General features: G+C 38.3%; 9 protein-coding genes and 2 pseudogenes. 6 read left to right on the top strand and 5 right to left on the bottom strand.

Going from position 1 to position 17212, the window contains the following annotated elements:
- The first annotated feature begins 74 nt into the window (after nt 1-74).
- Together ACQ86H_RS05655 and msrA are read left to right on the top strand one after the other, a co-directional pair.
- Nucleotides 75-1124 carry a hypothetical protein gene (locus tag ACQ86H_RS05655; protein ID WP_431294108.1) on the top strand — a complete coding sequence of 350 codons (1050 nt, stop codon included), beginning with the start codon at nt 75-77 and terminating at the stop codon, nt 1122-1124.
- A gap of 209 nt (nt 1125-1333) precedes the next feature.
- Nucleotides 1334-1875: pseudogene (gene msrA, locus ACQ86H_RS05650) on the top strand (peptide-methionine (S)-S-oxide reductase MsrA).
- On the opposite strand, the gene ACQ86H_RS05645 reads toward msrA, so the two are convergent.
- The 5 genes from ACQ86H_RS05645 to ACQ86H_RS05625 form a co-directional block, all read right to left on the bottom strand.
- The gene (locus ACQ86H_RS05645) at nt 1876-2964 is read right to left on the bottom strand and encodes an acyl-CoA dehydrogenase (protein ID WP_431294107.1); all 1089 of its coding nucleotides are present in this window, start codon (nt 2962-2964) and stop codon (nt 1876-1878) included. It lies immediately after the preceding pseudogene.
- 22 nt (nt 2965-2986) lie between these two features.
- Nucleotides 2987-3646, bottom strand: coding sequence for a nicotinamide riboside transporter PnuC (gene pnuC / locus ACQ86H_RS05640; protein ID WP_138818300.1), 660 nt, complete (start codon nt 3644-3646; stop codon nt 2987-2989).
- Nucleotides 3647-4005: 359 nt separating this feature from the next.
- Nucleotides 4006-6885 (bottom strand): DNA gyrase/topoisomerase IV subunit A, encoded by a 2880-nt coding sequence (locus tag ACQ86H_RS05635; protein ID WP_431294106.1) that lies wholly within the window; start codon nt 6883-6885, stop codon nt 4006-4008.
- A gap of 561 nt (nt 6886-7446) precedes the next feature.
- Nucleotides 7447-9129, bottom strand: coding sequence for a PNGase F N-terminal domain-containing protein (locus ACQ86H_RS05630; RefSeq protein WP_246862637.1), 1683 nt, complete (start codon nt 9127-9129; stop codon nt 7447-7449).
- Nucleotides 9130-9328: 199 nt separating this feature from the next.
- Nucleotides 9329-9817 (bottom strand): cytidine deaminase, encoded by a 489-nt coding sequence (locus ACQ86H_RS05625; protein ID WP_138818302.1) that lies wholly within the window; start codon nt 9815-9817, stop codon nt 9329-9331.
- A gap of 109 nt (nt 9818-9926) precedes the next feature.
- Here ACQ86H_RS05625 and ACQ86H_RS05620 point away from each other — a divergent pair, with 109 nt between their 5' ends.
- The 4 genes and pseudogenes from ACQ86H_RS05620 to ACQ86H_RS05605 form a co-directional block, all read left to right on the top strand.
- Nucleotides 9927-10226 carry a hypothetical protein gene (locus ACQ86H_RS05620; RefSeq protein ID WP_431294105.1) on the top strand — a complete coding sequence of 100 codons (300 nt, stop codon included), beginning with the start codon at nt 9927-9929 and terminating at the stop codon, nt 10224-10226.
- Nucleotides 10168-11625, top strand: a complete 1458-nt coding sequence (locus ACQ86H_RS05615; protein ID WP_431294104.1) for a hypothetical protein — start codon at nt 10168-10170, stop codon at nt 11623-11625. The genes ACQ86H_RS05620 and ACQ86H_RS05615 overlap by 59 nt, the downstream gene beginning before the upstream one ends.
- Nucleotides 11626-11654: 29 nt before the next feature.
- Entirely contained in the window at nt 11655-14954 is a 3300-nt protein-coding gene (locus ACQ86H_RS05610) for a translocation/assembly module TamB domain-containing protein (RefSeq protein ID WP_431294103.1), read from the top strand.
- Nucleotides 14938-17115, top strand: a pseudogene (locus ACQ86H_RS05605) (BamA/TamA family outer membrane protein); the annotation flags it as partial. The gene ACQ86H_RS05610 and the pseudogene ACQ86H_RS05605, both read left to right, overlap by 17 nt.
- Nucleotides 17116-17212: the final 97 nt, after the last annotated feature.

Raw genomic sequence — 17212 nt, 5'->3', positions numbered from 1 at the left:
TTTTAAACTATCAGATTTCCGCCCTACTTTCATCGGTCCGGAAAAAGACTAAATTTTAATTATCTAATATATCTATGAAATTCCCTCAATTAGCAGGCACCCTGATACTTGGTTTTGCCGCAATCAGTTTATTCGCCAACTGTAATTCAGACGGTAAAGGCGGAAACAGCATTGGTAAAATCTTCTCATCTGATACCTCGAAAAAGAAAACCGACTCAACTGTAAACGTGATGAAACCGGTTGATCCAAAGCTTTACGATTCGTTGGTAAAAAAACTGGCAAACGGAGATACTACCGGGAAATGGCCAGTTAAAAAACAGCCGTATCCATTAACAGGAGCTATTTTACCTTTTAAACGCATTGTTGTTTATTATGGAAACTTGCATTCGAAAAAAATGGGCGCACTCGGTGAATATGCACCTAAAGAAATGTGGCAACGCTTAAATGCTGAGGTTAAACATTGGGAAAAGGCTGATCCTACTACCCCTGTACAACCAGGATTACACTATATTGCCGCAGTAGCAAGCGGAACACCAGGAAAAGATGGAAAATACATCAACAGGATGGGCAATAAGCAGATAGATTCTGTTTTAAAAATTGCTAAAATGCAACCTAACACAATTGTATTTTTGGATCTTCAGGTAGCTTTAAGTACCATAAAAGCAGAATTACCGCACATCGAAAAATATCTTGAACTGCCTTATGTACATTTAGGCATAGACCCGGAATTTTCAATGAAGGATGGTTCATTACCTGGCAGAAAAATAGGCACTTATGATGCTGCCGATGTAAATTATGTAACTCAATACCTGGCCGATATTGTTAAAAAACACAATTTGCCTCCAAAAGTATTTGTATTGCACCGTTTTACTAAGAAAATGGTAACCAATTCAGCTAACATTAAATTACGTCCTGAAGTGCAGGTGGTAGTGCACATGGACGGGTGGGGCGAACCCGATTTAAAAAAAGGCACCTATCGCCACTTCATACAGGGCGAACCTGTACAGTTTACAGGCTTTAAATTATTTTACAAAAATGATTTAAAGAAAGATCCTAAGCGTTTGATGACCCCTGAGGAGCTACTGAAGCTTACTCCAAAACCGATATATATTCAATACCAATAAAATTGAAGCCTGTAATTTACGATTACAGGCTTTTTTGTTTTTACTGCTATATAGCTACATTTCATTATGTATTTGCCTCAAAGAGTGGTCCAGACACCGCCTGCTTAAAACTTAAAGGAATAATCAATATGTAACCAATGTTTAATATCAAAAAAATGTCTTTTTTTGATTGATCTAAAAAATTGGTATAGATTTTATATATGTAGGATATGCAAATAGCAACATTTGGCGGAGGCTGTTTTTGGTGTACCGAAGCGGTTTTTCAGACATTGAACGGCGTTAGCCAGGTTACATCAGGCTATATGGGGGAGATTTAAAGCATCCTACTTATATGGAAATTTGTAATGGTGATACCGGACATGCAGAAGTAGTTCAAGTCGTATTCGATGAAAGTATTATTTCGTTTAGTGAACTTCTATTGGTATTTTTTAAAACCCATAACCCAACAACCTTAAATAGGCAAGGTAATGATGTGGGTACACAGTACCGCTCGGTGATTTTTTATCAAAATGAAGATCAGCAAAAACAGGCGGAGAAAATAATAGCAGATTTAACACAACAACATATTTTCGAAAAGCCCATAACAACCGAAATTTCTCCCATAGCCGAATTTTATGAGGCTGAAGACTATCACCAAAACTATTTCAATAACAATCATGGAAAGCCTTATTGTGCCTTTGTAATACAACCAAAACTGAATAAGTTTGCTATTGATTTTAGAGATAAAATTAAGCCGGAGCTTTTGGAATAATTAAATTTCGAAAGTAAGTAAGGCATGCTGACTAGCCGTATGAATATCTCTCCAAACCCTGTTGATTTCTGACTCCTTTTTGGCTGCTTCTAGACCACAATACGGAAATAAATTAGCTGCCGACTTCCAACAGGTATGAGCCAATTTACGACTGATTGAACTCACCTCTATTAAAGTATCCTCAGCAATTTTGCCTTCACTCATTAACTGATTCCAGGATTTATCAAACGTATGATAGAATTTTGTACGAAGATTTATTACTTCTTCTTTACAACGGTTAAGTTCACTATTAAAAAACAAAATTTGTGCTTCGTTATACCTTCCTAAGCCAGAACGGGAGTAAAATGATTGCTCTACCAGTTTAATAAAATGATTGGTCATTCCTAAACTATTCACCGTTAGCGTAGTTTCTGCAAGCTGTAAAAAAGGATAATCAAAGCCGGAATCGGCCACTTCAATTTGTTGGTTAATTTTAAAAGCCCGATTTTCTTCAACGTTTAAATCGCAAACTTCAAAAGCATGGCTTCCTGTAGCTATTAAGCCAAAGTAAGACCAACCAGGCAAAATATTTACTTCCTCTTTTTTAAGAATGAATGACTTAATTTCCGGCACTCCATTTTCATCCAAGATGTCATCGCCATTTTCGTTTTTAAGTGTACAGTTAGCGGTAAATATAGTAGCATGTAATGCACCACTGGCATAACTCCATTTTCCATTGAGCAGATAACCCCGATGTGTTTTAATGGCCACTCCACCAATAGCACCACTTCCTGCAAAACAAACTTCATGGTCAGCAAAAATCTCTGCGGCCAACCCTGGATTTAAAAACCCGGCAAACCAGCCAGCACCGGCACAAAGTGTAATGGTCCAACCTAAACTTCCGTCGGCTTCTGCCAATTCTTCTTCCAGTCTTAAAATTTCAGGAAGTTTTTTATTTGGTCCTCCATAAATTTCAGGCACAAAAAGCTTAAACCAATTTTCCTGATAGGCCAGTTCTAAAATTTCGGGATGAAGTTTACCCATTTTTTCAGAAAGTGCGGCATAAGCTTTTACTTTCTCCTGCCAGGTAGTTGCCAATATTTCACTCATGATTTTTTTGTGTAGTATGTAATTAAGCCAACTTAAGTTTGCTTTTGTTAATGGTTTTCTTCCAGTCAAAAAATCCAAATATAGCTACGGTGAACAAAAACGTAGTTAAACAGGCCATGAGTGGGAGCTTTTTATGAAACAGTAATGGAATGGCAACAATATTCGAAATATTCAGGAATATCCAGTTTTCTATTCTGCGTTTGGCTAACAGCCACATACCTGCCCATGCAAATGCAGAAACAAAGGCATCTGCGATTGGAACATCCGATTTGGTAAAGAAAATATCTATTTTAGCAATTACAAAATGTTCAGGCAAATTGATTAGAGCGGTGTAGAAAATTCCGAATCCTATCACAGAAATTAAAACAGCTATAAGTAATTCTTTTCTTGTTGACCATAGAACTTCCTTATGGTGATGATTTTCCTGATTTTTCCAAATTAGCCAACCATACACGCTCATTACCAAATAATAAACATTCAGTACAATTTCTGCATATAAATTCGCTTTATATAGTAAGCTCATCACCAATAAAATAGAAATGATCCCAGTTGGATATAGCCAGATATTATTCCTCTTCGCCAGTAAAACTTCAGATACGCCGAAACCTACAGCCAGCCATTCGATTAATGAGGTGTGTAAAATTTGCTCCTGAAAAAGCTTAAACCAATCTTGAAAATTCATTTACAATAATTTGCTTTGCAGCCGGTAAAAAAACAATTAGCTACTATTTTCAGGGCGAAACAGTTTTGTAAATTTTAACCTCTTCCTACGACGGCATTACCCGCATCAGGTTCATTTAAGGTTGAGGGATGGAGGGTTGTAAGGTAAAGGGGAAAACCCTCTGCCTTCTACCTATCTACCTTTCACCTCAAAATGGGTATAATCTCAGCAAGTTGGAAGCAAAAGAAATTGCAATACCAAAAAGCACCCCTTTGAGCAAGGCAAATATAGGTTTAAAAATGAAATGTTTTGATTGAAATGTGAAGAGTTGTCAACTCTCTTGCCGCCAGGCCATTAGAGTTGACAACTCTCAAGTCTATTTAAAACAAGCCCAACTGCCCTTTATCATCAATATCGATATCATCCGGATTGGTGATTTCGAAATCTATCTTCTTACCAGGTTTTTCTTCTATCCCGGGTTTCTCTTCGGTTTTAATTTCTTCCTTTTTAACAGGTTCGGCTGCTGGCTTTGGTTTTTCTTTTAGCTCTGGTTGATCAGCTTTAACTACAGGTGTTTCGGTGCGTTCGAATTTTGGCTTTGGCTGTACAACAACAGCTCCATCCATAACAGTAGTATCGGTCGCTTCAATATTGGTTATTTCAATACCGGTTGCCGTTTCTTCATTACTAATCGCCTCATTAGCCGTTATCCCATCATCCTGATTTTCATCAACACTGGTTTCTTCAGCTTCCTCAACAATTACTTCAGGCTCTTCTAATACTACTTTCTGTACATCATGTGGTGATAATCGATTGCCATTTGCTTTTAACCCTTTAACATCAATCAATTCAGCTAAGGTTAAATCCAATGTTTCCGGAATTTGGGTTTTACCTTTTAAAACATCAACAATAATTTTCGCAGCCGGATTTGAAGTAAGGTACAGCAACTTCGATTTCTGCTCTTCACTAATAAAAATAGTTTTTCTCCCGTTAGCCTGCAGTTCGAATGCAAAACGCTTGATAAAATAGTTCTGCGCTTTTCCTTCAAAATGAACAGCGGCAAAAATCTGTTCAGGATCAAACTTCTGAATCAAGATTAATCCGTCATCAAAGTGATTACTCAGTTCGAAAGAACTTAACTCGTAGTAGCCATCTTTATGTACCTGTAAAATGCGGTCATCGCCATCAAATTCACCCAGGTATTTTCCGCGACCATCAACATTTAAGCGCTTTAATAAATCATCGTACCAGATTTTAAGTCCTGATAAGGTAGAAACGCCTTTGCTCTTCAGAACGATTTTTTTAACCGGATATTTTGAAATGATATTTCCCTGAGATCCGCGCCCTTTTATAGCCACCTCTGCAAAATCCTGATCGAACTGAAGTTTACGCAATTTAGAATGCGGTTTCAAGCCAACGTTCACTACTTCAGCTTCACCATTCGGGTTCGCGGTAAAATATAATACCTTGGATCCTTTTGATCCTTTGGTTAAGTCGTATTCCTTATCACGTGTTACCCCAACTACGGCAAACCTTTTAATATATGATGTACCACTTGCACCATCTTTATAAATCATGTTGTAAATGGTACGCTCATCATTTTTCTTAAATACCTGTGCGTGTATAATATTTTTACCTACAAAGGTTTTATCAGCAACCTTGGTAATGATACATTTACCATCTTCGCGAAAAACAATTACCTCATCTATATCCGAACAATCGGCAACATGGATATCTTTCTTTAACCCCGTCCCGATAAAACCATCTTCCTTATTCATGTACAGCTTCACATTGGCTAGTGCCACTTTAGATGCTTCTACCCTATCGAACAAACGGATTTCAGTTTTACGTTCTCTACCTTTACCGTATTTATCTTTCAGCTTCTGGTACCAGGCAATGGCGTAATCGGTAAGGTGTTTTAAGTGGTTTTTAACTACTTTAATCTCATCTTCCAGGTTTTTCATCTGCTCATCGGCCTTTTTCACATCAAAACGGGTGATGCTACTCATTGGCTTATCAATCAGCTTTTTAAAATCCTCAGGTAATATTTCGCGGTAAAGTGATGGTTTAAACGGATCGAATAAAATGTGTAATACCTCAACTACGGTTTCAAAATTGGATGAGTTTTCATATTCAGGATTTTTGTACATCCCCTCCTGAATAAATATTTTAAGTAACGAACTAAAGAAAATTTTCTCCTGCAACTCGTGCAAGCGGATCTCAAGTTCCCTTTTTAATAAATTTTTAGTGTGTTTGGTATTCTCAATCAGGATATCGTTCACACTCAAAAAGAGTGGCTTATCACCCTGAATAATACAGGTATTTGGTGAAATCGAAACCTCACAGGCCGTAAAGGCATACAATGCATCAATGGTAACATCAGGCGAAATACCTGGTGCCAGGTGCACTACAATTTCTACACTGGCTGCCGTGTTATCCTCAATCTTTTTAATCTTGATTTTGCCTTTATCATTGGCAGATAAAATACTATCGATAACAGAACCCGTTGTGGTACTGAACGGAACCTCGGTAATCACCAAAGTCTTTTTATCCTTTTCAGTTATTTTTGCACGCACCCGGATTTTTCCGCCACGCTGTCCCTCATTATAATTCGAGAAATCGGCCATCCCGCCTGTAAAAAAATCAGGCAATATATTTGGACGCACACCTTTCAGTGCCTCTATTGAAGCATCCAGTAACTCGATAAAATTGTGCGGCATTACTTTGGTGGCCAAACCCACGGCAATACCTTCAGCCCCTTGTGCCAATAACAAAGGGAATTTTACAGGTAAAGTGATCGGTTCGTTGTTACGCCCATCATAACTCAACTGCCACTCAGTGGTATCAGGATTGAATACCACTTCATTGGCAAATTTTGATAAACGTGCCTCAATATAACGTGGTGCCGCAGCGCTATCGCCCGTAACCGGATCGCCCCAGTTACCCTGCATATCAATCAATAAATCTTTTTGACCGATCTGTACCATCGCATCGCCGATTGAGGCATCACCATGCGGATGGTATTTCATCGTGTTACCGATTACGTTAGCAGCTTTGTTGAAACGTCCATCATCCATCTCTTTTAAAGAGTGCATAATGCGTCGTTGAACGGGTTTCAATCCATCGTTGATGTGTGGAACTGCCCTATCCAGAATTACATAAGACGCATAATCGAGAAACCAGTTTTCGTATAAACCATTGATTGGGGTTATGGTATGTTTGTGCTCTTCGTTTACGTTTTGATCTAATTCTTCACTCATTTATTTACAAAAATTGGCAGCCGTAAATATAATAAAAATGATTACACCGAGTGAAGAGAGGTTATTCACATTTTGCGATGTGAAAAGTCATCATCTGAACTAAAACGAAGTGGAACGGAGAGATCTATCTAGATAGATTTCTCGACTGCGTTGCACTCCGCTCGAAATGACGATCGCTTGGTACCCATCTCTAGAAAATAATATTATCCTATTGGCTGGTGTCTCACCTGCCGAAATCTAAATTTGTTTGTGTTGATTCGGAAAGCAGGGTTCCGTAAGTTTTATTAAGTGTTTCCTCCGGCTTTCAGATGCGATCTTTTTGATGCTCCAGCTCAACCCAGGGTAGCAAAAAGTATCTCCACTGCAATCCGGTTTAGAAAAATAGTTTGTGGTCCTATTTAGGGTTACAGGGTGCATAAAACCACACCTAGACGCTATTTGAAAAGTAAAAATAAAAAAACAATTATAGGGTCAGCCGAACTTATATCCCCTTATGCCTGATATGGTAAAAAGAGGCAGGAAAAAGATCCTTCACTGCGTTCAGGATGACAAATCATTTGGTTATTCCACCCCCAACAACACGCCCGAAACATTCCAGGCGCTAGAGCTGCCACCCTCTGGTTTACCCATCGGGATGGTTACTTTTATGGTATGCGTACCGGCTTTTAAATCACCCAAACTAATCCAGTTCGGATTGGTAACCGTACCCGGGCACCAATTAGAGCGGCTTAAATCCGACGAAGAAAGTCCGCTTTCAAAATTGCCTGAAGCTGGATTCGACAACCGGTACGAACCGCAATCCTGGCGCCATGGTGTAAAAGCGAATGCCACTTTTTCATCCAGCCAGATGGTATTTTTCCGTGGCACAAACTCATCGCCATTACCCCAGCCGCCATGTCCGGTGGTAATGTAGCGCAATTTCGCATCCTTTAAATCTTTTGCTAAAGTAAAAGAAACTTCCAAACCTTTTTCACTACTGAACATGGTTGCATATTCCTGTCCGGACATTTCCATTACATTGGTCGAATTGAATAAAGGAAAAATCACTCCCCTCGCTTCTTTTGGCCTTCCGCCGTTGTGCAGGGTTATATTTAAAGAAACGTTATGGCCACCTTTATCGTAATTACCAACGAAAACTGCTACCCAGGCTTCTTTGTCATTTACCAGTGGAAACAATTCCGAGATATCCTGTCTATAGTAAACCTTTTCAGCCCAATTTTTATCCTTCAATTTTAAATTATTGTATTTGCCCACACCAAAGGGGGTAAAAAAACGCATCAATTCTATTACAGGATTATAATTTGCTGTGGCAACAACCCCCTGGTATTTCTTTCCATTACCATTGTCGTAAACCGGTAGGTCTTTAATGGAATTTTTAAGCGCATCCATTAAACTGATCTGCTTATCTGTCGGGATGATAAATACTGATCCTGTTCTATCATAAGCATCACCGTTTGATTGTTCGGTTAAATCGACAAATACATTTGGGTTGGTCAATTGAGGGAATTTAATCTTTCTGGCAATTACAGTTCCACCAGCAAAGCGGAATACAGAATCGTTTGATTGCGGTTTATCTATAAAATTAATCGTTTCGTTATTAAAAACACTTATCGTGGTAAACCTGCTTTTCCAAAGCAAATCTTTATACGTTAATCCATCGGTAAGTTTAGCACTTATTTTTTGTAGATCTATAGTCTGTGCTTTCTTAACTTCTTCAATTTTTGTAGCCGTTACATAACTGTTTCCATTACGAACCTGCTCCAAAACTAGGCCCAAGTTTTGCCCTAAACTGGTTGGTGCAGCTTTTATACCAGCATCTCTGGTGTACCATAAATCGATACGGTTAGAGTTTACCACTGTTGTTGCTCTTTTGCAGGTATAGCCCAAAATTACTTTGGTTTCTGTACCAAACTCAAAAACCTGCTTAACAATTGCAGCGCTATCAGCAGTGGCAATCTGATTATTAGCTCCTAAATCAGCCACCTGAAATAAAATCTGATCTGGTTTGGTTACGATGCTTTGTTCGAAAGGATATTTTGCCTTATGATCAAGAATGGACGTATTGCTGATTAAGTTCTGCTTTGCTGAAGCCATTACCACAGCGGGATTTCGATCTTCTTTTGGTTTCCCATCGGATGAACGGAAGTAAACTATTTTATAAACCGCATTACTTTTAAGTAAGTCCTGAGCTTGCAGCTTAAAAGAAAGAAAAACCGAAAAAATAAGGATGTAGAGGTGCTTCATTATGATTAAAACCCAAATATAGAGAATAGTTTAATAAGTGTGGTAGGTAAGATGGCAACCGGTAGATTAAAGTAGAAATCGTCATCTCGACCGAAGCAACACGGAGTGGAAAAATTTAATTGTATAGATTTCTCGACTTTGTTGCACTCCGGTTGTAATGACGATTAACTTAATATATCATCGAAAGTCTGATATTGCTTTATCTTTCCAACCTATCCTCAACGAAAGCAAATGGTATTAAACTCTTTACGCTGGGTACTTTTAAAACTTCTCCGTTTAAGCAATAAAAAATCACCTCTATAGGTGCATTCTGTTTACGCTCAAATTCTACCATTACCTGTAAACAGCCTCCGCAAGAAGTTACTGGTTTTAAAATTTCAAAATTATCGGTCTGTGCTGTAATTGCCATGCTTTCTATCACCGCATCCGGATAAGTAGAACCGATACTGAAAAGTGCAACACGCTCCGCACAGAGTCCTGATGGATAGGCTAAATTTTCCTGGTTGCTGCCCAGAATGGTTTCGCCCGAGGCCAGACGGATTGCTGTACCCACCCTAAATCTGGAATAGGGAGAGTAAGAAGTATTTAAAGCCTGTTCTGAAAGTTCACAAAGGGTTCTATCAGCTAATGTTAATTCTGAAATACCCGAGTATTGTTCAAAACTTATATTTAGATTTATTGAATTCATTTTTAACTATTTATGAAACCGCCAATGTTAAATTTTTATAGCGGGCGAACAATTTAAGTTATTTTTTGTATTATTTAGTAAAACATGCCTTAAAATTAATTTTAGCGGCATGCTTTTGGCATTTATCAAACACCAAACACCTTTAGCTTTGAATAAATACGTACGCAAAAGTCTTAAAATTTTATTGTGGGTAATTGCTTCCATCATCATTCTGGTGGTGGGTGTAGCCCTATCTTTAAATATCCCTGCCGTTCAGAATTTTGTTAAAGGCAAAGCTATAAACTACCTTAAAAACAAAACCAAGACAGAAGTAAGCTTAGAAAGCATTAAAATTGCTTTTACCGAAAGACGTGGTCTTAAACAAATTCTACATCGAAGATCGCAAAGGGGATACCTTATTATATGCTGAAAAACTTGCTGTAGACATCAGTTTATTTAAGCTGTTAAAAAATACGGTTGAGATCAATGACATTGAACTAAAAAATGTACGTGCAAATGTGAAGCGTATCAGTCCTGACACAACATTTAACTTCTCTTTCCTGGTGGATGCTTTTGCAAGCGATCAGAAAAAACCAGAAGAGAACGTAAAGAAAGATACTACTTCTACCCTCAAATTCTCTGTTGATAAAGTTTCGTTTGAAGATATTGGCATTAACTATCGCGATGATGTTGCAGGCAACGATGTTAAATTATATCTAGGCGCATTTAAAACCAAAATAAAAGATTTTGATCTGGCCAATCAGCACTATGTAATTAAAGAATTAAGTCTGGTGAATACTTCGCTTCGTTATTTACAGCAAAAGCCACTAGTTAAATTGGTTCAGCACATCACCAATAGTGTGGATAGTACAGAGAAAAAGCAGGGTAAATTGCCGTTGATCGAAGTACAAAATTTTGTTTTCAGCAATGTAAAGGTAAATTACGACGACCAGATTTCGACCACCAAAGCAGTTGCTGATGTAAATGATCTTGGTCTGGTAAACCTGAATGTAGATTTAACCAATAGCAAATATTCAGTTGATGATGCACATTTAAATAAATCGAATATTCTTTTCGCCTTTAAGCCAGTACCAGGCAACGATTTAAAGAAGGTTAAAGATACCGTAGTTCCCGAAAAATCGCCTTTGGGTTTAATAATTAAGAACATTAGTTTAGCTGATAACGATGTACAGTTTGATAATCTGGGTGCAAAGCCAACACCTAAGGGAATGGATTTTAACCACCTTAAAATTAACCAGCTTAACTTGGGGGCAAGTGATGTAAGTTATAGCGCCGCAGGTATCAAAGCTAATGTTAAAAACGGATCACTAAAAGAAAAAAGCGGATTTGTATTAGACGAATTACGTGGTGATGCGGTATATAACGATAAACAGATCAAGCTGAGCAATTTTATCCTGAAAACACCAAATACTTCAATTGAGAATGCTACAGAATTAAATTTCACCTCAATGGAGGATTTAACCAAACACCCTGAACGTGTAAAACTGAATATTACCCTTAAAAATACCATCATTGGTTTAAAAGATGCCGGATACTTTAGCACTGCCGTACCGGCCAATTACCGCAACGAAAAAATAAAAATCAATGCTGATGTTAACGGCTATTTAAACGACCTCAATATTCCGAAACTGCAGATCAGCGGATTAAAAAATACACAGATTGATATCAGTGGAAAAGCAAAAGGGCTGCCTGATATAAAAAAAACCTTTCTGGATTTAAACATTAAAAAAATTCATGTTACCAAAGGTGATATTTTGGTGGCTGTACCTAAAAAGTCTCTTCCCCTTCAATCGAACTGCCTAACGTAATCGATGCAAAAGGTAATTTTAAAGGTTCGATGACTGATTTCAACACCAACCTGAACATCAATACTGATATGGGTGGTGCTGTGGTGGTTGCAGGCATGAATGGCCCTAAGGGTAAAGAAAGTTACAAGGCAGACGTCAGTTTAAACAACTTCAACGTGGGCAGGCTGTTAAAAATGCAACCTAAACTAGGCCGCGTTTCAGTTAAGGCCAATGTGGCGGGTACAGGACTCGATCCTAAAAAAATCAATGCGAAGTTTAATGCAAAGGTGTTAAGTGCTTATTATAATAAATATACCTATCGCAATTTAACCCTTGCCGGAAATTATAGCAACCAGAACATCAGCATTAAAAGTAGCATGCCCGATAGCAACGCCAATTTTAATTTAGACGCGAAAGTAAATATGGCGGGCAAATATCCTGCGGTAAAGGCTGATCTGAATTTAAAACAGGTAAACCTCCAGGCTTTAAACTTCAGTCCAACAGTTTTAAGTGCTGCCGGAGTGGTTAAAGTAGATTTGGCTACTGCGGATGCCGATTATTTAAATGGATCGGTTGATGTTACGGGTTTACAACTGGTAAAAGATAAACAAAGAATTAATGTTGATACGATTTCAATCCGTGCAAAATCTACCGCAATGGAAAACGAATTGACCCTTAAATCTGAAATACTTTCAGCAAAAATTGACGGCAAATACCAACTGACCAAAGTGGGTAGTGCAATAATTAACGAAATCAATAAATATTATGCTTTTGGTACTGTTACTAAGGTTCCCGATCAGCGTTTAAGATTTTTTGTCCAGGTTTATGATTCTAAACTATTAAAGAATTTTGTGCCTGAATTAACAGTATTTAAACAATCACAGTTTTACGGATTGATTGATACGCAAAAAGACAGCCTGCAGCTCAAAGGTAATTTCCCGCAGGTAGTTTATGGCGATTTCAAAGTAGATACCACGGTTCTAAACATCAATAACGATAACGATAAATTAGATTATAGTTTAACCGTTAAAAGCCTTCAAAGTCCATCTATTTCACTTTTCAATACCGAGGTAAGCGGCGATGCGGCTAACAATAATTTAGGCGTTAACATTTTCCTACGCGATAGGCAGCTCAAAAATAAATATGTAATTGGTGGCACTTTTCAATCCATTAATAAAGATTTTAAATTCACTTTAGATCCTCAAAAGTTATTGCTCGATTATCAAAAATGGGTGGTTTCGCAGGATAATTACATTCAGTTTGGCGCATCAGGTATATTGGTTAACCAATTTCAGATCAGCAACAGCGGGCAGTCACTTTCCATCAACAGCAACCCTACCCAACCTAATGCACCTTTGGCTGTAGCGTTTAAAGATTTCCAATTGGAAACCTTAACCAAATTTGCAGAAACCGACACTACGCTGGTTGGTGGCCGTTTAAACGGAACCGCAAATGTTAAAGATCTGGCCAGCACACCAAAATTTGAAGCCAACCTAACCATCGATCAGTTGCGCTATCAGAAAGATCAGTTGGGTACCTTACGTTTAGCCGTAAACAACGATACCGAAAATGCTTTTGAAGTAAACGTAGCATTAACTGGTGTGCATGAGTTAAGGGTAAATGGGTTTTATTATACCGCACCTCAAAGTGCTTTAGACCTTACGGTGAACATCGATAAAATTGAAATGAAAAACATTGAAAGTTTATCTGCTGGTCAGCTTAAAAACGGCACAGGTACCTTAACTGGCGCCCTTACTGTTAAAGGTGCGCTAACGGCCCCTAAAATACTCGGTGATTTAACTTTCAATAATGCAGGGATTAGAGTGGCTTATGTAAACTCCTATTTCCGTATGCCGAATGAGAAAATATCGTTTACAAATGAAGGCATCGGTTTTAACAACTTTACCCTGATTGATTCTTTAAATCAAAAAGCAACCATCAACGGAAAAGTTTATACCAGCGATTTTAAAAATTACCGTTTTGGTTTAGATATCAAAATGAACAATTTCAGAGCCATCAATTCCACTGCGGCAGATAATGATATGATTTATGGAACTGTATTTTTAACCAGTGATATAAAAGTGCGCGGCGATTTGAACCAGCCCGATGTAAACATGAACATCAGGGTAAACAAAGGCACCAAATTCTTCTTTGCCTTGCCATCAAGCGATCCTGCTATTATTGATCAGGAGGGAATTGTGCAATTTATCGATGCGGATGCCCCACCATTTAACGGTCAGAAGGCTTTAAAAGTAGATAGCGTAAGTAAAGCTGCTATGAAAGGGATTAACCTGGTTGCAGCTATCACCATCGATCCTGAGGCCGAACTTAATGTTGTGGTAGATCCGTCAAATGGCGATGCCCTGAATATTAAAGGCGAGGCAGATCTTAATGCCACTATGGATCCGAGCGGTAAAATCAGTTTAACAGGCCGTTACGAAATTATTGATGGTTCTTATAATTTATCGGTTGGTCCGCTGGGTAAAAAAGCATTTAAACTGGTTAAAGGAAGTACCATTATCTGGACGGGCGAGCCTACTTCGGCAAATGTCAATTTAACGGCATTGTACGAAGTAAACGCGGCTCCTATCGATCTGATTAATGAGCCGGATAATGTTCAGGCTAAAACTAAACTGCCTTTCCAGGTTTATTTAATGATGAAAGGTGAACTGTTGAAACCGATCATTTCTTTCAAACTTGATTTGCCGGAAAATGAACGTGGCGCCTTAAATGGAACGGTTTATACCAAACTAATCAATGTAAACCGTGACGAAAGTGAGTTAAATAAACAGGTTTTTGCACTATTGGCCTTGAACAGGTTTATCGCAAACAATCCTTTTGAAAGTTTGGCGGGCGGTGGCGGTGGTGTTTCTACCCTGGCAAGATCGAGTGTAAGTAAATTATTAACCGAGCAGTTAAATAATCTTGCATCCGATTTAATTCAAGGTGTAGAATTGAACTTTGGGGTAAATTCTTCAGAAGATTATTCTACCGGATCACTTCAACAGAAAACAGACCTGGAAGTTGGTTTATCTAAAAAATTATTGAACGATAGGCTCACAGTAACGGTGGGTAGTTCTTTCGCATTGGAAGGACCGCAGGCACCGGGCGAAAAATCGACAGATATCGGCGGGAACGTAAATGTTGAATATGCTTTATCAGCTGATGGAAGATACAGACTAAGGGCTTACCGACGCAACCAAAATGACGTAATTGTACAGGGGCAGATTATCGAAACTGGCTTAGGTTTTACCCTCGTAGTCGATTACAATAAATTCAAAGAGATTTTCCAGAAAAAACGCAACAGAAGAAACATTGAACAAAAACCAAAAAATGAAACAACTAATTAGACCAATTTTATTTGTACTGGCCTGCTTAGTTTGGGCTGCATGTAGCTCTACCAAATCGTTAAAGCCGGGACAACATTTATATACAGGTGCTGAAGTAAAGATCAATGCAGATTCATCAGGCAAAATTGATGACGAAAAACAGGTAAAGCGTGATTTAGAAAGCAAAACAAGACCCCGCCCGAACAAATCCATTTTGGGTGTAAAATATAAACTCGGCATTTATAACCTGGCGGGCGAACCTAAAAAGCCAAAAGGTTTTAGAAATTGGCTACGCAAGCAAGGCGAACCACCTGTATTGGTTAGCGAGGTAAAACTAAAATACAATAATGATGTTCTTACCAGTTATTTAATCAGCGAGGGTTATTTACAGGCCACTGTTACCGGCGATACTGTAGTGAAAGATAAAAAAGGTAAAGCCGTTTACACTGCAGAAACTGGTAACCGATATAAAATAAATAAAGTTACCTTCCCGCCTGATAGTGGAATTTTAACCAAAATCATCAATCAGAACAAAGATAAAACTTTATTAAAAGTAGGCGACTACTATGACCTTGATAATTATAAAAATGAGCGTATTAGGATCGATAATGACCTTAAAGAGCAGGGTTATTTCTATTTCAGTCCTGATTACCTGATTATGCAGATTGATAGTACTATTGGTAAAAATCTGGTAAATGTGACCGTCAAAGTTAAAGACATTGCGCCTGATGCCGGATTGAAACCTTACACCATCAGGAATATTAATATTTACCCTAGCTATAGCTTAAGGAGAGATACCATATTAAGAAAGCTAAAACCACTAGAATATCACGATTTCAGTATTTACGATGACCGAAACACCTTTAAACCAAAATTGTTCGATCGTTTGGTTTTCTTCCAGAAAGGTGAACCTTACAACCGTAAAGATCATAATCAATCGTTAAACAGGATGGTGAATGTTGGTGCTTTCAGGGATGTTAGGGCTGAGTTCTTACCAGTTGATAGCTTCAAGAATAACGAATTGGACCTGAACATTTACCTTACTCCGCTAAAGAAAAACTCGCTGAGCTTTTCCGTTACAGGTACCAGTAAATCGAACAATTTTGTAGGTTCTGAAGTGAAAGTTACGCAAACTACCAGAAACTTGTTTAGAAATGCCGAACAACTGGATATAAGTGTGAGCGGTGGTTTTGAGACACAAACTAAAGGAACTTCTTTAGGGCGGAATTCATTATCGTTAACAGCTGAGGGAAAGTTAACCTTCCCAAGATTTATTGTTCCTTTTTATAAACCGAATAGCACAAACGCATTCATTCCAAAAACCATCGCAACCCTATCTTATCAAATGCTCAACCGGGGTTCAGAGTATACTTTACATGCAGTAAAGGGTGAATACGGTTACAATTTTAGAGAAAATCAATATAAAGAGCACAATTTTAATCCTATATCAATCAGTTATGTATCAACTACTTTCCCTTCTGACACAACAGAACAAAGGATATATGCGCAAAATCCTTTATTGAGAACTACCTTAGAAAAGCAGTTTATCATCGGAAGTAGCTACAATTTTACCTACACCAACCAGATGGAAACTAAACGCCGTAATAATATTTATTTTTATGGTGGTTTGGAAACGGGCGGCAACGTTTGGGGTTTGTTTACCCCAACTAATGATAAAGGACAAAAAACTTTCTTAAATAAGCCATTAACTCAATTTATAAGGGCTGAGGCTGATCTTAGGGATTTTTACAAAATCAATCGTAACCTGATCTGGGCAAACCGTTTAAACCTGGGGTATGGTTATGCCTATGGCAATAGTACTTCATTACCATTTGTAAGGCAGTTTTTTGCAGGGGGTAGCAACGATATCAGGGCCTTTCCGGCACGTACGTTAGGTCCGGGTACTTACAAGGTACCAGACACTGCGCTTTTTGCAGATCAGGGTGGTGATATTAAATTAATGCTCAATTCAGAACTTCGGTTTAAGATAGTAAGTGTGCTTTATGGTGCATTATTTGTAGATGCAGGTAATATCTGGTTAAGGAAAGAAGATCTGGGAGAACCTGGCAAACCAGAGACGGCGAGATTAGGGTCTGGCTTTAAATTAAGTAATGCTTTTGACCAACTGGCCGTAGGTACCGGAGCAGGTTTACGTGTAGATGCTACAATTTTTGTAGTGCGGTTAGATGTGGCATTCCCTGTTCGCAAGCCATACCTACCCGAAGGACAAAGATGGGTATTTGATGATATTGCCTTTGGCAATAAAGATTGGCGCAGAC

The sequence above is a fragment of the Pedobacter sp. P26 genome (assembly GCF_050632135.1).
Taxonomy (GTDB): domain Bacteria; phylum Bacteroidota; class Bacteroidia; order Sphingobacteriales; family Sphingobacteriaceae; genus Pedobacter.
This window is presented reverse-complemented; position numbering and strand designations above follow the sequence as displayed.